Annotated in this window: 21 protein-coding genes; 10 read left to right on the top strand and 11 right to left on the bottom strand. The window is 59.7% G+C overall.

Annotated features, from left to right (window positions below; all coding sequences use genetic code 11):
• Positions 1 to 661: 661 nt before the first annotated feature.
• Positions 662 to 1,078 (top strand): type II toxin-antitoxin system Phd/YefM family antitoxin, encoded by a 417-nt coding sequence (locus I9184_RS14695; protein ID WP_209835004.1) that lies wholly within the window; start codon positions 662 to 664, stop codon positions 1,076 to 1,078.
• A 100-nt stretch (positions 1,079 to 1,178) separates the two neighbouring features.
• Here I9184_RS14695 and I9184_RS14690 read toward each other — a convergent pair whose 3' ends face one another.
• The 3 genes from I9184_RS14690 to I9184_RS14680 all read right to left on the bottom strand — a co-directional run bounded on the left by I9184_RS14690 (position 1,179) and on the right by I9184_RS14680 (position 2,492).
• Positions 1,179 to 1,628, bottom strand: a complete 450-nt coding sequence (locus I9184_RS14690; protein WP_209835003.1) for a hypothetical protein — start codon at positions 1,626 to 1,628, stop codon at positions 1,179 to 1,181.
• A gap of 106 nt (positions 1,629 to 1,734) precedes the next feature.
• Positions 1,735 to 2,055: a hypothetical protein gene (locus tag I9184_RS14685; protein WP_170345061.1), complete on the bottom strand. Its 321-nt coding sequence runs from the start codon at positions 2,053 to 2,055 to the stop codon at positions 1,735 to 1,737.
• Between the two features lie 83 nt (positions 2,056 to 2,138).
• Entirely contained in the window at positions 2,139 to 2,492 is a 354-nt protein-coding gene (locus tag I9184_RS14680) for a hypothetical protein (RefSeq protein WP_171726738.1), read from the bottom strand.
• A gap of 400 nt (positions 2,493 to 2,892) precedes the next feature.
• On the opposite strand from I9184_RS14680, the gene I9184_RS20955 reads away from it, so the two are divergent.
• Positions 2,893 to 3,606 carry a class I SAM-dependent methyltransferase gene (locus tag I9184_RS20955; protein ID WP_209835002.1) on the top strand — a complete coding sequence of 238 codons (714 nt, stop codon included), beginning with the start codon at positions 2,893 to 2,895 and terminating at the stop codon, positions 3,604 to 3,606.
• 64 nt (positions 3,607 to 3,670) lie between these two features.
• Here the strand turns inward: I9184_RS20955 and lepA are convergent, their stop codons facing one another.
• Positions 3,671 to 5,470, bottom strand: a complete 1,800-nt coding sequence (gene lepA / locus I9184_RS14670) for a translation elongation factor 4 (RefSeq protein WP_209835001.1) — start codon at positions 5,468 to 5,470, stop codon at positions 3,671 to 3,673.
• Between the two features lie 120 nt (positions 5,471 to 5,590).
• Here lepA and I9184_RS14665 point away from each other — a divergent pair, with 120 nt between their 5' ends.
• The 3 genes from I9184_RS14665 to I9184_RS14655 all read left to right on the top strand — a co-directional run bounded on the left by I9184_RS14665 (position 5,591) and on the right by I9184_RS14655 (position 8,313).
• Positions 5,591 to 6,835 (top strand): hypothetical protein, encoded by a 1,245-nt coding sequence (locus I9184_RS14665; protein ID WP_209835000.1) that lies wholly within the window; start codon positions 5,591 to 5,593, stop codon positions 6,833 to 6,835.
• A gap of 150 nt (positions 6,836 to 6,985) precedes the next feature.
• Entirely contained in the window at positions 6,986 to 7,294 is a 309-nt protein-coding gene (locus I9184_RS14660) for a hypothetical protein (RefSeq protein WP_171229650.1), read from the top strand.
• 65 nt (positions 7,295 to 7,359) lie between these two features.
• Positions 7,360 to 8,313: a LysR family transcriptional regulator gene (locus I9184_RS14655; protein WP_171205681.1), complete on the top strand. Its 954-nt coding sequence runs from the start codon at positions 7,360 to 7,362 to the stop codon at positions 8,311 to 8,313.
• Here I9184_RS14655 and I9184_RS14650 read toward each other — a convergent pair.
• Positions 8,310 to 8,753 (bottom strand): low molecular weight protein-tyrosine-phosphatase, encoded by a 444-nt coding sequence (locus I9184_RS14650; protein ID WP_171638194.1) that lies wholly within the window; start codon positions 8,751 to 8,753, stop codon positions 8,310 to 8,312. The two genes, I9184_RS14655 and I9184_RS14650, sit on opposite strands and share 4 nt — an antisense overlap.
• 28 nt (positions 8,754 to 8,781) lie before the next feature.
• Here I9184_RS14650 and I9184_RS14645 point away from each other — a divergent pair, with 28 nt between their 5' ends.
• Together I9184_RS14645 and I9184_RS14640 are read left to right on the top strand one after the other, a co-directional pair.
• Positions 8,782 to 9,480 carry an NAD-dependent deacylase gene (locus I9184_RS14645; RefSeq protein ID WP_171638223.1) on the top strand — a complete coding sequence of 233 codons (699 nt, stop codon included), beginning with the start codon at positions 8,782 to 8,784 and terminating at the stop codon, positions 9,478 to 9,480.
• Positions 9,481 to 9,541: 61 nt separating this feature from the next.
• Entirely contained in the window at positions 9,542 to 10,150 is a 609-nt protein-coding gene (locus tag I9184_RS14640) for a DUF308 domain-containing protein (RefSeq protein ID WP_171638196.1), read from the top strand.
• Positions 10,151 to 10,242: 92 nt separating this feature from the next.
• Here the strand turns inward: I9184_RS14640 and I9184_RS14635 are convergent, their stop codons facing one another.
• From I9184_RS14635 to meaB, 4 genes are all read right to left on the bottom strand, one after another.
• Positions 10,243 to 10,716, bottom strand: a complete 474-nt coding sequence (locus I9184_RS14635) for a copper chaperone PCu(A)C (RefSeq protein WP_209834999.1) — start codon at positions 10,714 to 10,716, stop codon at positions 10,243 to 10,245.
• Positions 10,717 to 10,756: 40 nt separating this feature from the next.
• Positions 10,757 to 11,107, bottom strand: coding sequence for a hypothetical protein (locus I9184_RS14630; RefSeq protein ID WP_171638200.1), 351 nt, complete (start codon positions 11,105 to 11,107; stop codon positions 10,757 to 10,759).
• Positions 11,108 to 11,514: 407 nt separating this feature from the next.
• On the bottom strand, positions 11,515 to 11,802 hold the full coding sequence (rpmB, locus tag I9184_RS14625; RefSeq protein ID WP_050603240.1) for a 50S ribosomal protein L28: 288 nt from the start codon (positions 11,800 to 11,802) through the stop codon (positions 11,515 to 11,517).
• Positions 11,803 to 11,988: 186 nt separating this feature from the next.
• Entirely contained in the window at positions 11,989 to 12,960 is a 972-nt protein-coding gene (gene meaB / locus I9184_RS14620) for a methylmalonyl Co-A mutase-associated GTPase MeaB (protein WP_171232539.1), read from the bottom strand.
• Between the two features lie 209 nt (positions 12,961 to 13,169).
• Between meaB and hrpB the strand changes: the two genes are divergently transcribed.
• The 3 genes from hrpB (at position 13,170) to I9184_RS14605 (ending at position 17,813) form a co-directional block, all read left to right on the top strand.
• Positions 13,170 to 15,623 carry an ATP-dependent helicase HrpB gene (gene hrpB / locus I9184_RS14615; RefSeq protein WP_209835029.1) on the top strand — a complete coding sequence of 818 codons (2,454 nt, stop codon included), beginning with the start codon at positions 13,170 to 13,172 and terminating at the stop codon, positions 15,621 to 15,623.
• A 166-nt stretch (positions 15,624 to 15,789) separates the two neighbouring features.
• On the top strand, positions 15,790 to 16,248 hold the full coding sequence (locus I9184_RS14610; RefSeq protein ID WP_171724395.1) for an NUDIX hydrolase: 459 nt from the start codon (positions 15,790 to 15,792) through the stop codon (positions 16,246 to 16,248).
• A gap of 89 nt (positions 16,249 to 16,337) precedes the next feature.
• Complete coding sequence (locus I9184_RS14605) at positions 16,338 to 17,813, top strand: inorganic phosphate transporter (protein ID WP_209834998.1); 1,476 nt, start codon at positions 16,338 to 16,340, stop codon at positions 17,811 to 17,813.
• A 9-nt stretch (positions 17,814 to 17,822) separates the two neighbouring features.
• Here the strand turns inward: I9184_RS14605 and I9184_RS14600 are convergent, their stop codons facing one another.
• Both I9184_RS14600 and I9184_RS14595 read right to left on the bottom strand, forming a co-directional pair.
• Entirely contained in the window at positions 17,823 to 18,797 is a 975-nt protein-coding gene (locus I9184_RS14600) for a 2-dehydropantoate 2-reductase (protein WP_209546968.1), read from the bottom strand.
• Positions 18,798 to 18,876: 79 nt separating this feature from the next.
• Entirely contained in the window at positions 18,877 to 19,839 is a 963-nt protein-coding gene (locus I9184_RS14595) for a pirin family protein (RefSeq protein ID WP_209834997.1), read from the bottom strand.
• Positions 19,840 to 19,852 lie beyond the last annotated feature (13 nt).

Genomic DNA, 19,852 nt, shown 5'->3' with positions numbered 1-19,852 from the left:
GGGTGAGTGGTAGCCTGTATGAAACCGAAATCCGGCAAAGGAAAAGGCGCCAGGTGCGCAGACGCGGTCTTTGCATGCGTCCTTTCGGACACTCCTGACGCCTTACCGGGTCGATGCGCTCCGAAGAGCACCCGATCCAGTTGCTACAGCCCCCTGAGAGACTGCAGCGGCTGCATTGTCCCCGAAGAGACATCACAGCGTGCATCGGCCCTCTGAGAAGGTAACCATCCGACTTGGGCATGAAGCCCTCACTCGGCTGATCACCCACCGGTAAGCCATTGCAGTTCAACGCAAATCCTAAGATCCAGTCTCTCTGCCAAGACCCCCGGGCCTTTGCGTCCCACCTTCGGCTCCGAAGAACCTGTGTGGTGTTCAGACTGTTGCAGCATGCCTTGTATCTGACAAGAAAATAGCACTGCAGCATGAAAATTAGACGGGGATAAATTGTTGGTATCTGCCGGGAAATCTTTGTGGATAATCCGAGAAGTTTCGACTCCACGCATGTTTGTCCCGAGACATTTTCAGGCCTGAACCTGAGCCCGGCTTTTGGCCCAATGCTGCGGGCGCAAAGGCCACCGCACGCGCCATTAGTTGAGAATTGCGGGGTTTGTACAACTCTCGGACCACCAATCTTTCGAATCGTACATACGGAGATTCGCCGATGCGTTGCACCATTTCCCATGCGCGCGCCCATTTGGGCGCTTTGGTCACCCGCGCACAGGACCCGCGCGAAGTGATCATACTGACCCGGCACGGCAAACCGCTGGCCGCTCTGGTCTCGGTCGCAGAAGCGAAGCGGATCTGGCATTTGCAGGATGATGACGAGATCGGGTGGAAACACCCGCTGTCGGGCATTCGCGGAATGTGGTCGCGGGGACGCAACATCCCCGGAATGGAACCGGGACCGGACGGCAGCTATGTCACCGCGCGCGAAGCCGCGCTGAAGGTTCGCGAGATCCAGATGACCCGCGCCGAGGAACGCCGCATTCTTGCGCGGGGTGGTCTGGTTCCTATCGCAGGCGGTGAACTGACCGCCCGGCCCGTCTCCGCGCTGTGGAGACGATTGTTCCGTTTTTGAGAAGCGGTCCGACCCGCACGTGGCAACCTACTAACCTCCGCCGCAGTCAAAATTGCAGCAGCGATACTTACCCCCTACAGTCGTCCGGGCCGGACACGCTTCAGTTCACCTGACGTTCCAGAACGGTGCTGTAGGTCGTTCCGTTCCGCAGGCTACGGAAATCGGCAAAGATCTTGCCATCTTCGTACCGCGCATCGATCAACGCATTCGCGCCGATCAGCAGAGGTGAGGTTTCGACGATGCCGATGCTGCCCGTCCCATCGAGGCTGATGGTGCCGGTGGCCTCGTATTCATTCCAGTCGGTATCGCCATCGCGACGCCATTTGCTGTGCCCCCAGAAAACGTTGCCGTCCTGAAGCTGCACATCCAGCATCCATTCGGCCTGATTGAACCGAGGCTGATCGCCTTTGTAGTAATGGCTGGGCTGAACGGTCGTGTAAGACCCCAGCCAGGTGCCGCGCAGGTCGGGCGTGGTATCGGCCAGCACGGCCGTTCCAAGGGCGAGGGTCGTGGCCAAAGCGGCTGCTCCGGCAGTCATGTATCTGGTCATGGGCTCTCTCCTTCTGTCTGGTCAACAGATTGGGAGCGCCCGGGCGGGTTGCAACTTACTTAAGGGAAACTTCATGATTGGTTCAGCGGGGGCTTAGAATGGAGTTTCAGGCCCAGGCCAGAGCTGTCCCGACAATGACCAGCGCGATGCCAATCCCCTCGCGATAGGAAAAGTTCTCGCCAAACAGGAAATACGAGGCGATGGCGATCAGCACGACCTCGGCCCCCAGAATGCCGGTATAGATGATGCCCAACCGTTCGTTGCGAAGCGCGGCAAGTTCCAGCGTCGCGGCGGCCAGCAGCGTGGCAACAATCAGAAGGGTCAGGCCAACACCGGGAATTTTCCACCAGAACTTCATCGAGATCATGGCAACGGAATAAAGACCCGCCGACCCGAGGGCGATGAGAGGGATGAGCGATGTGGACATAAGGGCCTCCTGCCGAGGTTGCCGTCGCGTCAACTTTAGCAGGTGGGCGAAGTTGAAGCTGTGAGGTTGATCACAGACTTCGGTCAGAACACGATTGCGATGAGTTCGGACAGCCCAATCAGACCCAGCAACACATTCGACGTCAGGATCAGCCCTTTCAGGTTACGCGCCTTCAATCCTTGGGCAAAGCTGGTCTGCGCAAACTCCTCGGTCATGTCGCCGCGCAGGTTTTCAACATCTTCCAGCGCGGTCTTGCCCGCCAGAACACCATAGGTGGTGATCACAAGCACCAGCACGATCAGCGGCAGAGCAACTCCTTCGGCCCCAAACCCAATGACCGCGGCGATGGCGACATAGGCAAAGATCGAGGTGCGCATGATGTCGTAATAATGGTCAAGACGGCGCATCGAAATCTCGGAACGCAATTGCGGGTCCATAACACTTCCCCCTTTGAAAAATCTGTTTGGAATGCGGGGAGTCTAGCACTTTTGGCTGGATTTCAGAAATTGGGGGGGTCGGGTAGAACCGAGGGCCGCGCCGACCCGAGGGGATGAGCGGCGTCTCGGAATTCGTCCAGTGGACGAATTTAGCCGCGAACGGGCGGAGCCCCGGGGGCGCAAACGCGCCGCCCGGTTTTTCGAAGGTGAACCCTGTGGTTGACGCAGGAAGGTCATCCCAAAGGCGGGCATTCGTGCTTATACGTTACTGACGGAACTCACTTTAGGCCCACAAAACGAGAATACTTGTTTTCGCTTCAAAGGTTTACTTTCCATCGCTTCACCAGTTTAACGAAAACCTCGCGTGTAATGGAACTAAAGGGTTTCGAGGAAAAGTACTGTGTCTTCCAACTTCCATCCTTCAGATTATGACGATCTCTTGTCCTCAGCACAGTGGAACGAAAACTTGCGCGACCTCAATCAGTATGTCGCACATTCGCTTGAACAAGTGGGTGAACCACCTGCGCTGAATGGCAATCTGTTCTACGAACACCGCGCGCAGGATTTTCAAACACTGCCATTTATTGAAAGGTTCGAACCCAAACGAAGAAATTTCTTTGAATTGGCCCGACGCTCGACACGTCTGTTTGAAATAGGCGTGAATGCAGGCCACAGCATGTTGTTGGCGCTCATGGCCAACCCTGAACTCAAGTGCGTCGGCGTGGATATTTGCCAGAGATTGAACCGCCGTTGGGCCCGCGTGGACATATATGTGCCTGCCGCATTCAACTGGCTAAGGTACAAGTTTCCCGACCGGGTTGAGCTGATAAAAGGAAACTCTCTGATCGAAGCTCCGGCATACGCCCTGAGACATCCTGATGCGAAAATCGATTTTCTGCACTTGGACGGAGCCAAGGACACGCACCTCAGAGAGGTTTTGGCGCTTCACGCTCTCTTGCCTTCTGGCGCCTTCATCGTGCATGACGATTCCAACATCAGGCCGGTTCGAATTGCAGACAGGCAGTTGAGGCGCCTGAACTTTTCCAAGCCAATTGATTACAGCGAATTCGGCCTGACGGACTGCGAATCCCACTTGGTTCGAGCCGCGACCTGACCTGGTGGCATCAAGCTCGAACCCAAAAAGCAAGCCTGTCAGTGACTGTTCAAAACGGACAGCCTCAGCTGTCCATCTTCAGCGCAGAAATAAACGCCTCCTGCGGGATATCAACCTTCCCGAACTGGCGCATCTTCTTCTTACCCGCTTTCTGCTTGTCCAGCAGTTTGCGTTTCCGCGTGGCGTCGCCTCCGTAGCATTTGGCGGTCACGTCCTTGCGCAGGGCCGAGAGAGTTTCGCGGGCGATGACCTTGCCTCCGATGGCGGCCTGGATCGGGATTTTGAACATGTGGCGCGGGATCAGGTCCTTGAGCTTTTCGCACATCGCCCGGCCCCGCATCTCGGCCCGGTCGCGGTGAACCATGGTCGACAGCGCATCGACCGGTTCGTCATTCACCAGCACCGACATCTTGACCAGATTGTCCTCGGTATAGCCGGTCATCTGATAGTCGAACGAGGCATAGCCCTTGGTCACCGATTTCAGGCGGTCGTAGAAGTCAAAGACGACCTCGTTCAGCGGCAGGTCATAGACAACCATGGCGCGGGAGCCGGCATAGGTCAGGTCCATCTGGATGCCGCGGCGGTCCTGACACAGTTTCAGCACGTCACCCAGGTATTCATCCGGCACAAGGATGGTCGCCTTGATGCGCGGCTCCTCGATATGGTCGACCTTCGAGGGGTCGGGCATGTCGGCGGGGTTGTGCAGCTCGATCATCTCGCCGTCTTTCATGTAGACGTGATAGATCACCGACGGCGCGGTGGTGATGAGCTCGATATCGTATTCGCGTTCGATGCGGTCGCGGATGACCTCAAGATGCAGCAGGCCCAGGAAACCGCAGCGGAAGCCAAAGCCAAGCGCGGCCGAAGTTTCCATTTCAAAGCTGAAGCTGGCATCGTTGAGCGCCAGTTTGTCGATTGCATCGCGCAGGTCTTCGAATTCGGCGCTGTCCACTGGGAACAGACCGCAGAACACCACCGGCTGCGCGGGTTTGAAGCCCGGCAGTGCGACTTCGGTCCCGTTGCGGTCATTGGTGATGGTGTCACCTACGCGGGTGTCGCGGACCTGTTTGATGGATGCGGTCAGGAATCCGATCTCGCCGGGGCCAAGCGAGTCGACCATCTGCATCTCGGGGCGGAAGACGCCGACACGGTCGACATGGTGCAGGGTGTTGTTTGACATGAACTTGACCCGCATCCCCTTTTTCAACGTGCCGTCCATGATGCGGACCAGAACGATGACGCCCAGATAGGCGTCGTACCACGAATCCACCAGCATCGCCTTGAGAGGCGCGTCCAGATTGCCCTTCGGTGCGGGCAGGTGCTGTACGATTGCTTCCAGAGTTTCGTGGATGCCCTGCCCCGTTTTGGCGGAAACCTGAATGGCGTCGGTTGCGTCGATGCCGATCACATCTTCGATCTGTTCGGCCACGCGGTCACAGTCGGACGCGGGCAGGTCGATCTTGTTGAGCACCGGCACGATCTCATGATCAGCGTCGATGGCCTGATAGACATTCGCCAGCGTCTGCGCCTCGACCCCTTGGGTCGAGTCGACCACCAGCAGAGAGCCCTCGACCGCGCGCATGGACCGCGAAACTTCGTAGGCGAAATCAACATGACCGGGCGTGTCGATCAGGTTCAGCACGTATTGCTCGCCATTGTCGGCGGTATAGTCGATGCGAACCGTGTTGGCCTTGATGGTGATGCCACGTTCGCGCTCGATATCCATGCTGTCGAGCAGCTGTTCCTTCATGTCGCGATCCTTCACCGTTCCGGTCTCTTGGATGAGCCGGTCAGCAAGGGTGGATTTGCCATGGTCGATATGCGCGACGATGGAGAAATTGCGGATATGAGCGAGGTCTGTCATGGGTTGGGGATATGTAGAGGAATCGTGGATTGGTCAATAGAAACGCGACAGAGTTTCGGTGCCTTGTCCGCTAAACCACGTTGTTGCAGATTGAAACGATCAAACTGATGGGGAGTACGTGTGATCGATTACGGCTATGGGCAAGAGTTGCATGAAAAACTGCCAACCCTGCCGCCCGCTGCGATCAAGACAGTTGCGGCACGGGTGGCACTACAATGGCTCCCATACATCTTCGGGTTCTTTGAGCAAGGCAGCGATAGAACAGACTTTCAACAGTTTCTACTGTTATGTCTAAGAGCATGTGTTGTTTCCGGGCTCGAAGGGACGAGACCTAGTGCGGAGGTCAATGCTCTCAATGCACATTTAAACTCCAGATACATTTCAGCCGCCGACACCGGAAGAATACTCAACATCCTTCCTAAAAGCGCCAGTATCGCTTCTAACGCCATCCGTATTGCCACCAACGAAGTCGACATTATTATCTCAAGTCTTCCTACTCACCTCACTGCCTATCACGGCGAAGGTCTAAAAGAGCGAACAGCCGATACTGCCGCACTCACCGTCGCACCTGAGGATACCGAACAAGTATTCGCCACCAAGCTTTGGCATGGTGAGGTACCTGAAACACACGCTGGCTTGTCGCAACAATTCTTCGACAACGCTACGGGGACTCCTTGGGAATTTTGGGCAGAGTGGTACAAGGGAATGCTGAATGGCAACCCTCTGGACTGGGAGTTACAGCGTAGGGTCGCTTTGATTGATAATTCTATCTGGCTACAAGGGCCGGAAGCTATTGCAACAGAAACCTCACGCATTGAACTGCCTCAGCAGATAGTGGGGAGTTCTTTGGATCAAACCGCTAGTCAAGTTTCACGATCATCGACCTTGGTGTCATCTATCAGGGCCAATCGCGATGCCATTGCCGTTTCAGCGGTTAGCTTGATTGAACAGATCGAATACTTCCGTGAACGGGTAAGAGGCTTAAATACCCTCGAACCAAGATTGCGCGAAGAAGTTGTTGAGTTCGCGGATTACCTCGAAAGCACTCTCTCGGAATTGGTAAATGCTCTGCCGATTACAGAGGATGAATTAAATGAAGACAGCGCAGGGCGAATTGCACTGTGGTTACGCAACTACAAAGATGTCTTGTTTATCAAACTGGCGCACTACTCATCTCCAGAAAACGTCGCAGAAGCAACAGTCCCAACCAGCATTGTTTTAGGGTCCACTGCAATTGGAGCCATGCTTGGTCTACCACTTGTCGGCGCTACCGTAGGCGGGTTGATAACCAATCAATTGAAACCTGCTCAGGCCGCTAAAGAATTACTGAAGCGCACAGAAGTCGAAGAAATCGGTAATAAGTGAACCCGATTGGAGACCAAATCCGCTACCCAAAACCCAGACATTCACTTTTTCGCAACGTATGATTGATCCGCGCGCCCATTTGATTCATACTCCGCCGCAGACCGAGAGGGGCGCAAGACACCTCCGGGCAGGCAAAAACGAGGCTCGAGTATGAAACAGTTCCTCTTAATCGCATTTTGTGCGGCATCGCTGACGGCGGTGGCTCCGGTTGCGGATGCGGCGCAGATCAAGCGGGCGTGTCTGGCGTCGGACCGGTCGGCGGCGACGCGGGATCGGTGCAGTTGCATCCAGCGCGTGGCGGATCAGGCGCTTACCCGCAGCGATCAGAAAACCGTGGCCAAATGGTTCACCGACCCCCATCAGGCGCAGGAGTTGAAGATGTCGCAGACCGCGCGCGACGATGCGCTGTGGGACCGGTATCAGAACTTTGGCCAGATGGCGCAGGCGATCTGCAGCTAAGCCCCTCTGAAACCTTGACCTGATCCACGCTGCGCCCCAGAAAGGCGCAGCGAAAGGTGTATCTTATGGTGATGAAAGGGCTGACCCTGCGGGGCCTTGAGGTGTTCGAGGCTTTGGCGCGGACGGGATCGGTGGCACAGGCCGCCGAGATCACGGGGCTCAGCCAGCCATCCGTTTCCCAACAGTTGCGCAATCTGGAAAAGGCTCTGGGCACCGAACTGGTCGATCACGGGCGCCGACCGATGCGCCTGACGCAGGCCGGGCGCAGTTTTCTGGTGCGGGCCGAGGCGGTTCTGGCCGAGCTGCAAATGGCACAAAGCGAATTGTCGGTCATGGATCTGGGGCATCTGACCACGCTCTCCATCGGATTGATCGACGACTTCGACAATGACCTGACCCCACGGCTGGCCACGCTGCTGGCGGACAGTCTGACCCGATCGAATTTCAAACTGATCACCTTGTCGAGCCTCGATCTGTTCGAGGCCTTGGCCGAACAACGCCTGCATATGGCCGTCACCGCCCATAGCGGAGAAGTGCTGGAAGGGGTGGTCGAGTACCCTCTGGTCCGGGATCCGTTCATTCTGGTTGCGCCTCAGGGGGCGGGCGGAGTGGAGGCTGTGCAGAACAGCCTGCCATATCTGCGCTATGCCCGCGAGCAGCTGATCAGCCGGCAGATCGAGGCGCATATGGCGCGCGGCGCGCAGGAGTTCGAGGAACGGTTCGAGATCGGCTCGCACATGGCGCTTATGGCCATGGTTGCACGGGGTCTGGGTTGGGCGATCACGACGCCGCTGGGCTTCATGCGCGCAGCGCGTTTTCATGACGGGCTGGAGGCCCACCCTGCCCCGTTCGGGGATTTCTCGCGCAGCATATCATTGCTGGCGCGAACGGGCTGGTCCGATCAGGTGCCGCAGGAGGTCGCGGGCATGACACGGCGTCTGATGCAGAACCAGATCGTTGACCCGGCTTTGGCCAAACTGCCCTGGCTGAGCGGATCGCTGCGGGTGATCGGCGGTTAACTGTCCAGATGGGCAGCAAGGCCGTCAACCGCTGCCTCGATCAGGTCCAGCGCGCCATCGAAATCCCGTGTGTAATAGGGGTCAGGCACATGATCCGCGCCGGCCTCAGGGGCGAAATCGGTCAGCAGGCGCACCGGGGTGTCACTGCCGGCGGGGCGCAGATTCTCGATATCCGCGATGTTGTTGGCGTCCATGCCCAGGATCAGGTCGAAGCGGTCGAAATCGGCAGCGGTGAACTGACGCGCGCGCAGGTCGCCCAGATCGATTCCCCTGACCTTCGCAGCTGCCTGCATTGGGCCATAGGGCGGTTTTCCCGCATGCCAGCCCATGGTTCCGGCACTATCGGTTACGTGATGTGGCGCGCGGGCGCGAAAAACGCCCTCTGCCGCAGGCGAGCGGCAGATATTGCCCAGGCAGACAAAAAGGATACGGTGTGACATGCACCATGCTGTACCGCGCGGAGGAGAAATGGAAAAGATCGTGATTCTGACCGGGGCCGGAATATCAGCCGAGAGCGGGTTGAGCACCTTTCGCGATGAGGGTGGATTGTGGGCCCAGCACCGCATCGAGGATGTCGCCACGCCGGAAGGATTCGCCCGCGATCCCGCACTGGTTCAAGGGTTTTACAATGCGCGGCGGGTTCAGGCCTCCGAAGTTCAACCCAATGCCGCTCATGAAGCACTGGCCCGGCTCCAACGGGACTGGCCCGGAGACGTCGTGATCGTGACCCAGAACGTGGACAGCCTGCACGAGGCGGGCGGCGCAAAGGATGTCATCCACATGCACGGAACTTTGGCGGGCGCGCTGTGTTCAGCCTGTGGCCATCGCTGGACCGCCCCGCCCGAAATGGCGGTTGGGGAATCCTGCCCCGCCTGTGCGCGGCCCACGGCCCGGCCCGATGTGGTCTGGTTTGGTGAAATGCCCTATTTCATGGACGAGATTTATGACCACCTGAGCAGCGCGTGGCTTTTTGCCGCCATTGGCACCTCGGGTCAGGTTTATCCGGCAGCAGCGTTCGTGCACGAGGCACAAGCGGCGGGCGCTCGGACGATCGAGATCAATCTGGAACCGTCGCCGGGCGCATCCGGGTTTGATGAAAGAGTTGTCGGCAAAGCGACCCAGACAGTTCCGCAATGGGTCGGGCACCTGCTTGCGCCGCATAGTTAAAGTACAGACAACACTCGCTTAATTCGGTTAGAATGCCCCCGAAACGACTGGAGGACAAGACATGACGGATCAGGACCCCCGGACCGGTGAAATTCTGGATGAAGGCAGCATGGCCGGGCGCGACATGCTGGGAGAGCAGCTTTCCAGCCTGTGGTGGACCTTTCTGCTGCGCGGAGTATTGGCCGGGCTTGTCGGTATTGCAGCGCTGTTCTGGCCGTCTGGCAGCATCGCGTTGCTGCTGCGGCTGGTTGGTGTGCTGCTGATCCTCGATGGTGGCCTGACGCTTTTGGGCGTTGGGCGTCGCGGGGTAATGGGCGGCGCTGCAATCGGTGCGCTTCTGATCGGGCTTGTCCTGCTGATCTGGCCGGAAGGGACGGTCAAACTGGCCTTTTTCCTCATGGGCGCCTGGGCGCTGATTATCGGGATCGGTTCGCTGGCGGCATCCGGGCAAATGCACGAGAGAGACCCTCAACGCGGCTCCATGCGCGTCTCGGGTTTTGTCGCGCTTGTGGTCGGGCTTGTTTTGATGATCTGGCCAGCGGTCGCGCTTGTTGCACTTGGATGGGGCATCGCCTTTTCGGCACTGGCCATCGCCGCGGTCATGTTCTGGCTGGCATCCCGATTCCGCCAGGCCGGTGACCGCGTCGGTATGAAAAACGTCAACAAATAGCACCAGCGGCGGCCGCAGGAACAACAGGCCGGGCAATGCCCGGCCTGACGCATGGATGACGGCCGCAGCGCGGCCCGAAGACAGGCGTTGCCCTAGTTCGAATGAGATCCGTGCCCACCCATGTCCTGACGCTCCAGATCGACCGGGATTTCGATCTCAACCTCGCCAGCCTTTTCAAAGATCAGCGTCACCGGAACCATGGCGTCCTGCTCGAACGGTTCGGTCAGCCCCATGAACATCACATGGTCGCCGCCGCGTTTCAGCATGTGGGTATCGCCTGCCGGAATGGCAAAACCTTCCTCGACATGCACCATCTTGGCCACGCCATTGTCGTCGACTTTGTGCGTGTGCAGTTCAACCCGAGCAGCGGCATCCGACGTCACGCCGACCAGACGGTCGTCCGCATCGCCCAGATTCTGGATCATCATGAACGCGGCACCTGCCTTGGCGGTCTTTCCCGACGACCGGGCAAAGGCGTCATCAACTTTGATAGTGCCTTCGGCAACAGCGGGCATGGCCAGGGTCACGGCGGCCAGGGTTGCAAACAGAGTAGTTTTGAGGGACATCGTGCCTCTCCTGTATTGTAGGTTTGAAAAAGTAGTGTCTTCAAACACGTACAGGCGGCGCGCGCGCCGGGGTGCCGGGGACCGGCAAGGCGATTTGATTGACCAGATGTCGCAGCGGCGCTAACTGCGCCTGCTCTGGTGCCATAGGCATGGGCGGCTGGGCAATGGCGACCGCGCCCATCAGGGACAGCGCGTAATCCGGGCAGTAATGCGGTGGCGCGGTGGGCTGTCCGTCTTCGTCCATATAGACAACGACCGGACCGGTGCCTGTGCACAACACCATCTGACCCACGGCCCTGTCCATGCCGCGGGACACAGCAAGGCCCTGCCCGGTCAGAACCAAAAGCAGGGACAGAGCATAAGGCAGGAATCGTGTTATGGCAGGTCTCATCCTGACCCGGGTATAGGTCAGTCAGCAAAGTAGCTTCAAGCGCCAAAGGGTCGCGCTTGAAGCTGGTTTCAGTAATCAATTCCCGGTCGTTTCACCTTGCTTGTATTGAAGCTGGTGTGGGAACGATTCACCCTGCGCTGCATCCGCGTACAAGCCGAAATTGCTTTGCGAAAAACCGCGGCCAGAAACAGGAAAAGGTAGAAACTTTTTAACGTCATAGTGAGGCCCCCGCCTGATGAATGACAGTGACGATAGGTCAGATTCGGCTTTCCGTATGTGAAGCAATTCACCAATGGCGAGAAATAATTTCGAATTTGAAAACAAAGCAGGGCAGCAGCGGGCGTCTCAAAACAAAAAAGCCCCGCACCTCAGAGGTGCAGGGCCTGAAATACCGTAAGCGAAAAGGCTTAGGCCGTGGCTTGCGCCTTGGCGATTTCCTTCTTCACTTTCAGCGCGTTCGCCGACAGTTCTTCATCCTTGGCTTTGGCCAGGAATGCGTCCAGACCACCGCGGTGGTCAACCGAACGCAGGGCGGCTGCCGAGATGCGCAGCTTGACGCCGCGGCCCAGGGTCTCGGACTGCAGGGTAACGTCATTCAGGTTCGGCAGGAAACGACGACGAGTTCTGTTTTTGGCATGGCTGACATTGTTGCCAGTCATCGGGCCTTTTCCGGTCAGTTCGCAACGGCGCGACATGGTTTCTTCCTTTGTTTCTGGAGGCCGGGCACAAAGCCCTCGGCCAAATCACAAGGGGCACAACCCGAAGTCGCGCCCGAAAACTGGTTGGATGCGTGTAGTGGGAATCGCAGGAAGCGTCAAGACGGACCGAACGAATTCTTTCATTTTGCGCCCGCCTTCGAAACCTTGCCCCCTTTCACCCCGTCAGCTCAGTGTGCCAAGCAGTTCTTCGGCCGCGCGGGCCGGGTTCAGACGCCCGGCCGAGACTTCAGCGTTCAGGCGTTCCATCTCAGCCTTGGCCTGCGGCGTGTCGAGCCGAGCCAGAAGGGCATGGCGGACTTCCTGATCGAACCAGTATCGCGCCTGGGCGGCCCGGTTGGCTTCCCAGATACCGTTGTCGCGGCGCCACCGGGTCAGGGATTGCATCTCGTCCCAGGCTTGCTCCAGCCCCTGTTCTTCGACCGCTGAAACGGTCATTGCCTTGGGGAAACCTTCGGGATCCTGCGGGCGCTTGCGCAGCAATCGCAACGCGCCGGCATAGTCTGCGCATGTCCGGGTCGCCGTGGCCTTCAGGTCGCCATCCGCCTTGTTGATCAGGATGATATCGGCCATCTCCATGATGCCACGTTTGACACCCTGCAATTCGTCCCCACCCGCCGGGGCCAACAGCAACAGGAACAGGTCCGACAATTCGGACACCACCGTTTCAGACTGCCCGACGCCCACGGTTTCAATCAGCACCACGTCATAGCCTGCGGCCTCGCACAGGGCGATGGCCTCGCGGGTCCGTCGGGCAACGCCGCCGAGATGGCTCTGGCTGGGGGAGGGGCGAATAAAGGCGTTCTTCTCGCGGCTCAGGCGTTCCATCCGGGTTTTGTCCCCCAGAATCGAGCCCCCCGAACGGGCAGAGCTGGGATCGACTGCCAGAACCGCGACACGCAGCCCCTGCCCCGTCAGCATCATGCCAAAGCTTTCAATGAAGGTGGACTTGCCCACCCCGGGCGTACCCGACAAACCGATCCGGAGCGCCTGACGCCCCGATCCTGCGAGCTGGGCCAACAGCTCGCTGGCCTGTGCACGATGATCGGCGCGATTGCTTTCCACCAGAGTGATCGCGCGGGCCAGCGCCCGGCGCTCGCCCTTCAAAATCCTGTCGCTGAGGCTGTCTGTCTGCATTCTTGTCCCGATCCTAGAGGCAGGAATAGTTGCCGCGCTCGGGGGGCGTTTGTCCAGACCGCAGGTCTCCGGAAATGCGATCAAAGCGAAAGCTGCGTCAATTCGTGCGTTGCTTGGCCGTTCAGGGTTGATTCTGCCGCCCCGGTGTCACCAGAACGTGCGCGGCGCGAGAACTGGACGACACCAGCATGATCGCGGATAAGAACCGGATGACGATACGCCTGCCCATCGACGACGCCATTCCCGAACTGCTGCACAGATTGTGCGCGCAGGGCCGCGCGGTATTGCAGGCCCCACCGGGGGCGGGCAAGACCACGCGGGTTCCCCTGGCAATGCTCGAGGCGGGTTTGTGCGAAGGCAGGATCGTGATGCTGGAGCCCCGGCGGCTGGCGGCCCGGGCCGCGGCCGAGCGGATGGCCGAGACCCTGGGAGAGCGCGCAGGGCAGACCGTGGGATACCGTGTGCGCGGCGAGGCGAAAATGTCGAAAGACACCCGGATCGAGGTGGTGACCGAAGGCATCCTGACCCGGATGCTGCAATCCAACCCGGATCTGCCGGGAATTGGCGCAGTGATTTTCGATGAATTCCACGAACGGTCTCTGAACGCCGATCTGGGGCTGGCCTTGTGCCTCGAAGTGACCGACGCATTGCGGGACGATCTGATCCTGCTGGCCATGTCAGCCACGCTGGATGCGGATCCGGTCGGCGCGTTGATGGCGGCCCCTCTGGTCACATCGGACGGGCGCAGCTTTCCGGTTGAGACGCGCTGGCTGGATCGGCCATTGGGGCCGCAAGCGCGACGGTTGGATGCGTTGATCGATCTGGTGGTGCAGGCCGAGCGTGAGACCCGGAAGTCCGGCGGCGGAATTCTGGTTTTCCTGCCGGGAGAGGGTGAGATCCGACGCGCTGAAAGCCTTTTGAACGGTCGGTTGCCCGACAGTTGCGTGGTGCGCCCGTTATTCGGAGCCATGCCCTTTGCGGCCCAGCGTGCCGCGATTGCCCCGGTGGAACAAGGGCGCAAAGTCGTGCTGGCGACGTCGATTGCCGAAACCTCGCTGACGATCCCCGACATCAAGGTCGTGGTGGATATGGGACAGGCCCGGCGGGCTCGGTTCGATCCGGGATCGGGCATGTCCCGGCTGGTGACCGAACGGGTGACCCGGGCCGAGGCCACACAGCGCGCGGGCCGGGCCGGACGGGTGGCCGAAGGGGTGTGTTACCGGCTCTGGTCGAAGGGGGAAGACGGTGCGCTGGCCGCCTACCCGCCTGCCGAGATCGAAGCGGCGGATCTGACCGGGCTGGCGCTGGAGCTGTCCCTGTGGGGCGCTGACGCGGCCGATCTGGCCTTTCTGACTCCACCTCCCGAGGGGACGATGGCCGAGGCGCGGGCTTTGCTGTCAATGCTGGGCGCACTCGATACCAATGGGCGGATCACCGATCATGGGCGCGCCCTGGCGGCACTGCCCTTGCATCCCCGGCTGGGGCACATGCTTGTGCGGGCCGGTCCGAACGCCGCCCTGTTGGCAGCCTTGATGGCCGAGCGTGACCCCCTTCGCGGCGCGCCGGTGGATATCACCCTGCGGCAAGAGGCGCTGCGCGATCCCCGGGCCTTTCAGCGCAACAGGGTCTGGCAGGTCAACATGGGCGCAGTGGATCGGATCAATGCCGAAACCAGACGGCTGCGGAAACAGGCCAAGGGCGACTCGGTCGATCTGAGCCCCGCCGCCATGGCCGGGCTGGCCTATCCTGACCGCATCGGACAGCGGCGCAAGGGCGACGCGCCGCGCTATGTGCTGTCAGGGGGGAAAGGCGTTGTTCTGGACAGTGCGGATTCACTGGCCAACGCTCCGTTTCTGGTCGTCATCGACACGGATGGCAACCCGCGCGAGGCGAAGGTCCGGATGGCCACCCAGATTTCGGAACGCGACATCCGCGATCTGTTCGCGGATCAGATCGGCTGGGTCGAGACCTGCGCCTGGTCCAAACGCGAGCGGCGCGTCGTGTCGCGGCGGCAAGAGCGGTTCGGTGCGATCACATTGGACGACCGCATCTGGAAGGACGTCCCGGACGACGCCGTGGCCCGCGCGATGCTGGATGGGATACGCGATCTGGGCCTGCGGCTGGAGGGTGCCGCCGTGCGCCTGGCCGCCCGTGTCGAACTGGTGCGCGCCGATGGCGTCGATCTGCCCGATTTTTCGGTCGCAGGCCTGATGGCCGATATGGAAGACTGGTTGCTGCCCATGCTGTCAGGGGTCAAAAGCGCCGAAGACTGGAAGAAATTCGATCTTTTGCCCGCCCTGCGCGCCCGGCTGGACTGGGCGCAGACGCAGGAACTGGACCGGCGCGCTCCGGGGTCATTTGAAACGCCGCTGGGGCGCAAGGTGCCAATTGATTACAGCGCGGCCGTACCGGAAATCTCGGTCCGTTTGCAGGAAGTGTTTGGCGTGACCCGACACCCGGCGATCGGCGGCCAGCCGTTGAAGATCACTCTGCTGTCACCGGCGCAGCGCCCGATCCAGATAACGCGTGACCTGCCCGGTTTCTGGGCGGGCTCTTACGCGGATGTACGCAAGGACATGAGGGCGCAATACCCCAAACACCCCTGGCCCGAAGACCCGACCCAGGCTGATCCCACGCTGAGGGCAAAACGCAGACGTGACTAGAGCCGTCAGCAAAGCCCGAGCCTTGCCCAAAATCCACAAAACAACCCAGAAAACCCTCAAGAATCGGCCAAACCCGGCCAAAACTGGAAGGTTTAATTGAAACTCACCATTTCCGTTGTTAAGTCGTATCAACTTTGAAGGCATAGAGTAGACTGACAAAAAACTGATGAATGCATGGCTGCAAAATATCTGGGAAGAGGTCGGGCGACCGCTGTTCCTGCGCCCCCGACGGGTGCAGTTTGCGGCGTTATGCACCCGCGTTTATGACGGGCACGATCAGGTTCTGCTGATCACCAGCCGTGACACCAAACGCTGGATCATCCCGAAAGGCTGGCCCATCGATGGTTTGAGTGGCGCGGAAACAGCCCTTCAGGAGGCCTGGGAAGAGGCCGGAGTGCGCGCGGATGCAGTTCACGATGAACCCGTCGGCCAATTCACCTATGACAAGATCCTCAAAAACGGATCAGCGCAACCGGTATTGACCAATGTCTACAGGATTTCGGTGCGCGCGCTGGCGGATGACTTTCCCGAGGCCGATCAGCGCGAGCGCAGCTGGTTTTCGCCGGTTGAAGCGGCCACTCTGGTGCAAGAGCCCGAGCTTCAGGCCTTGTTGCGCAGACTGTAAGGAATTCGCAACATTTCGATGGCACCCAGCTTGCCTGAGCATCCGGATACCGTTAGTGGCGCACGATCCTACAATATCTGACCAAGTTCATGTCTGACACGAATCCGAAACCACGCTGGCAAACGTTGGACAGCGACCTGCACCGAATTTCGCGGGTCGAAACCGCCAACATCCATGTCGCGCGCCACCTGCTGGCACCGGGGGTCGCACTGGCCTTCATGGCGCTTGCCGGGCTGACGGCGGCGGTCCTGTTCGGTCAGGCGGATGGCAGCCATGTCGTGGTCGCGGCGGCCGCGTTCGGGGCCTATATGGCGATCAATGTCGGTGCCAATGACGTGGCCAACAACATGGGGCCAGCGGTCGGCGCGAATGTGCTGACCATGGGCGGCGCCATCGTGATTGCCGCCATCGCCGAAAGCGCAGGTGCGTTGCTTGCGGGGGGTGACGTGGTCTCGACCATCTCAAAGGGGATTGTCGATCCCGCCTCGGTGCAAAACAGCGAGGTGTTCATCTGGGCCATGATGGCAGCGCTGATATCTTCGGCCATGTGGGTCAACCTGGCGACCTGGATTGGCGCCCCTGTGTCCACAACGCATTCAGTCGTGGGCGGGGTGATGGGTGCGGGCATTGCAGCAGCGGGCCTGAGCGCGGTGAGCTGGGGCACGATGAGCGCAATTGCAGCCAGCTGGGTGATTTCGCCGATACTCGGGGGTGCGGTTGCGGCGGCTTTTCTGGCGCTGATCAGGTCAAAGATCCAGCATCAGGACGACAAGATTGCAGCCGCGCGCAAATGGGTGCCAATCCTTTTGGCGGTGATGGCTGGGGCCTTTTCCACATATATGTCCGTCAAAGGGCTGAAGCGGATCGTGACAATTGATCTGGAGATGGCTTTGCTGATCGGGTTGTCTGTGGGGCTTCTGGCCTGGTCCGTGACCGTCCCGTGGGTCAAACGCAAATCAGAAAGAATGGAAAACCGGACCCGGTCTCTGAAAACGCTGTTTGGCCTGCCGCTTGTGATCTCGGCCACGTTCCTGAGTTTCGCCCACGGCGCAAATGACGTGGCCAATGCGGTCGGCCCGTTGGCCGCGATTGTTCACGCGGCTGAATTCGAAGAGTTCGCCGCAACGGTTTCCATCCCGCTTTGGGTGATGATCATCGGAGCGTTCGGGATTTCCTTCGGTCTGTTCCTGTTCGGCCCCAGGCTGATCCGGATGGTGGGCCGCCAGATCACCAAGCTGAACCCGATACGCGCCTTTTGCGTCGCCCTGTCGGCGGCGATCACCGTGATTCTGGCCAGTTGGCTGGGCCTGCCGGTCAGTTCGACCCATATCGCCGTTGGTGCAGTCTTTGGCGTCGGCTTCTACCGCGAGTGGGATTCCGAGCGCCGGCGCAAACGGGGAAAGCGTCAACGCACAGAACATCACCTTGCCCCGGAAGAATACCGCCGTCGCAAGCTGGTACGGCGGTCGCATTTCATGACCATCGTGGCCGCGTGGGTAGTCACCGTGCCCGCCGCCGCAACCATGTCGGCCGTCATTTACTGGGTGTTGACCGCGTTCGCCTGAGGGAGACCGTCAGAGCCTGATCTGTTCCGGCGACAACGGGTGATCGGGTGCATGTTTGATCAGGTCGGACACCTGCGTGCAGATGGGTGTCGGCACTCCGGTTTCGTGACCCATCCGGATGATGTGACCTTGCAGGCTGTCAATTTCCGTTTGCCGCTCGGCCATGAGGTCATAGGCCATGGACGTTCGCGCGCTGGGGTCGATTGTCAGCATCCGGGCCGCGATGCGGGTGAACAGCGGTGTCGGCAGCCGCAGAATATGCGGGGTCATCCATGCCGGAAGCGGTGTGGTCGAGGCCACGGGATGACCCGCCGCCTTGAGGACGGTCAGCGCCTCGGACATCTGATCCGCCATGAGATTGCGCCAGTCGCGGTTCATCAGCTGATCCACCAACGTGAGGCCCGACAAGGCATTGAGCGCATTGTTCAGGTTGATCACCAGCTTGCCCCATTGCACGGCTTCGATCTGGTCGCTGGACTTTACGGGAAGGTCTGCGCTGCTCAGCTGCGCGGCCAGATCACCGGTGCCGCTTTGGATGACGATCTCTCCGGACGTGGCCCGATGATAGGTGGCAGGGCCGTTTGGCACCACGTTGAACGGAACCATACCCGCACGCACATCGCGCCCCGGCAAGGCCTCACGCAATGTTGCGGCAGCTTCGATACCGTTTTGCCAGGACAGGATCGGGGCATCCTGCCGCGTAAAGCGCTCAATTTGCTCGGCCATGTCTGCGGTTGCACCCGATTTGACGGTGACGATGACCAGTTCGGCCTGATCCAGACAGGCCGGATCTTCGCTGAGCGTCAGGCCCCCGGTCGGAATCGTGACGTCAAGGCCATCAAAGTCAGTGACCTTCAGCCCGTGCTCTCGGATCGGGTCCAGCACATGGGCGCGACCCAGCAGGGTTACAGCGTGGCCCGCACGGGCCAGCAAAGCACCACAGTAACAGCCAATGCTGCCCGCGCCTGCAAGGACAAGATTCATGATACCCCCTCCGGTACACCCGAAAAGGATCACCGCAAACGTCCTGTGACACAAGCCCGCTTGCCCCCGACGTCGCGCGCTAGCGGGCCAGCCGGGGTTTGGTGCGCTCAAGCTCTTTGGAAATAGGGATAAATTCCTGATCGTCGCCCGGAGGCAGTTGAAATGCACCATTGGCCCAATCGGCGCTTTTCCACTCACGGGTTGCGGTTTCGATTTTTTCCTTCGAAGACGAAACGAAATTCCACCAGATGTAGCGGTCTTCATTCAGGGTCGCTCCGCCCAGCAGCATCAGCCGTGCGCCCAATGCGCTGGCCTTGACAGACAGCTTGTCCCCGGGCCGGAACACCATCATGCGGCCCTCGTCAAACCTGTCGCCCGCGATTTCGACCGAACCTTGCGTAACATAGACACCGCGATCTTCGTGGTCGTCAGGCAGAGGGAAAGACGCGCCGGGTTCCAATTGCACGTCGAGATAGAAGGTTTCGGACAGCATCGTGACCGGGCTGGTTTCACCATAAGCCGAACCCAGGATCAACCGGGCGCTGACGCCTGCATCCTGAATATGCGGCAACGCGGCCTGTTTGTGATGTTCGAAATCTGGGGCCATATCCTCATGCGCTTCGGGCAAAGCAATCCAGGTCTGAATGCCGAACAGGCTGTGTTTCCTGCCGCGTGTTTCGTCACTGGTACGCTCGGAATGGGTGACACCACGCCCTGCAACCATCCAGTTGACCTCGCCGGGATAGATCATCTGATGTGTGCCAAGGCTGTCACGGTGCTCGAATTCGCCCTGGTACAGATAGGTAACCGTGCCCAGTCCGATATGGGGGTGGGGGCGCACGTCGATGCCGCCTTCGGTGATGAATTCAGCCGGCCCCATTTGATCGAAAAATATGAAAGGGCCTACCAACTGTCGTTTTACCGAAGGCAGCGCGCGGCGCACCTCGAACCCTCCCAGGTCACGGGCACGCGGGATGATTAATGTGTCCAGCGCCGGATTCTCCGAAATGCACTCCGGATTGTGTGTCGGGTTCCAACTCATTTCAGCTCTCCCT

Origin of the sequence: Ruegeria sp. HKCCE3926 (genome assembly GCF_017872515.1) — a bacterium.
GTDB lineage: Bacteria > Pseudomonadota > Alphaproteobacteria > Rhodobacterales > Rhodobacteraceae > Ruegeria.
Note: the sequence above shows the minus strand (reverse complement) of the source record. Positions and strands in the feature narration are given on the sequence as shown.

What these genes read in the sequence shown, in the direction of transcription:
- I9184_RS14605 (WP_209834998.1), top strand. Translation starts at nt 16,338, where the DNA reads ATGTCTGACACGAATCCGAAACCACGCTGGCAAACGTTGGACAGCGAC.
- lepA (WP_209835001.1), bottom strand. Translation starts at nt 5,470, where the DNA reads ATGACAGACCTCGCTCATATCCGCAATTTCTCCATCGTCGCGCATATC.
- I9184_RS14630 (WP_171638200.1), bottom strand. Translation starts at nt 11,107, where the DNA reads ATGAGACCTGCCATAACACGATTCCTGCCTTATGCTCTGTCCCTGCTT.
- I9184_RS14640 (WP_171638196.1), top strand. Translation starts at nt 9,542, where the DNA reads ATGACGGATCAGGACCCCCGGACCGGTGAAATTCTGGATGAAGGCAGC.
- hrpB (WP_209835029.1), top strand. Translation starts at nt 13,170, where the DNA reads ATGACGATACGCCTGCCCATCGACGACGCCATTCCCGAACTGCTGCAC.
- I9184_RS14685 (WP_170345061.1), bottom strand. Translation starts at nt 2,055, where the DNA reads ATGTCCACATCGCTCATCCCTCTCATCGCCCTCGGGTCGGCGGGTCTT.
- I9184_RS14660 (WP_171229650.1), top strand. Translation starts at nt 6,986, where the DNA reads ATGAAACAGTTCCTCTTAATCGCATTTTGTGCGGCATCGCTGACGGCG.
- I9184_RS14595 (WP_209834997.1), bottom strand. Translation starts at nt 19,839, where the DNA reads ATGAGTTGGAACCCGACACACAATCCGGAGTGCATTTCGGAGAATCCG.
- I9184_RS14635 (WP_209834999.1), bottom strand. Translation starts at nt 10,716, where the DNA reads ATGTCCCTCAAAACTACTCTGTTTGCAACCCTGGCCGCCGTGACCCTG.
- I9184_RS14610 (WP_171724395.1), top strand. Translation starts at nt 15,790, where the DNA reads ATGAATGCATGGCTGCAAAATATCTGGGAAGAGGTCGGGCGACCGCTG.
- I9184_RS14695 (WP_209835004.1), top strand. Translation starts at nt 662, where the DNA reads ATGCGTTGCACCATTTCCCATGCGCGCGCCCATTTGGGCGCTTTGGTC.
- I9184_RS14655 (WP_171205681.1), top strand. Translation starts at nt 7,360, where the DNA reads ATGGTGATGAAAGGGCTGACCCTGCGGGGCCTTGAGGTGTTCGAGGCT.
- meaB (WP_171232539.1), bottom strand. Translation starts at nt 12,960, where the DNA reads ATGCAGACAGACAGCCTCAGCGACAGGATTTTGAAGGGCGAGCGCCGG.
- rpmB (WP_050603240.1), bottom strand. Translation starts at nt 11,802, where the DNA reads ATGTCGCGCCGTTGCGAACTGACCGGAAAAGGCCCGATGACTGGCAAC.
- I9184_RS14680 (WP_171726738.1), bottom strand. Translation starts at nt 2,492, where the DNA reads ATGGACCCGCAATTGCGTTCCGAGATTTCGATGCGCCGTCTTGACCAT.
- I9184_RS14650 (WP_171638194.1), bottom strand. Translation starts at nt 8,753, where the DNA reads ATGTCACACCGTATCCTTTTTGTCTGCCTGGGCAATATCTGCCGCTCG.
- I9184_RS14600 (WP_209546968.1), bottom strand. Translation starts at nt 18,797, where the DNA reads ATGAATCTTGTCCTTGCAGGCGCGGGCAGCATTGGCTGTTACTGTGGT.
- I9184_RS14690 (WP_209835003.1), bottom strand. Translation starts at nt 1,628, where the DNA reads ATGACCAGATACATGACTGCCGGAGCAGCCGCTTTGGCCACGACCCTC.
- I9184_RS14645 (WP_171638223.1), top strand. Translation starts at nt 8,782, where the DNA reads ATGGAAAAGATCGTGATTCTGACCGGGGCCGGAATATCAGCCGAGAGC.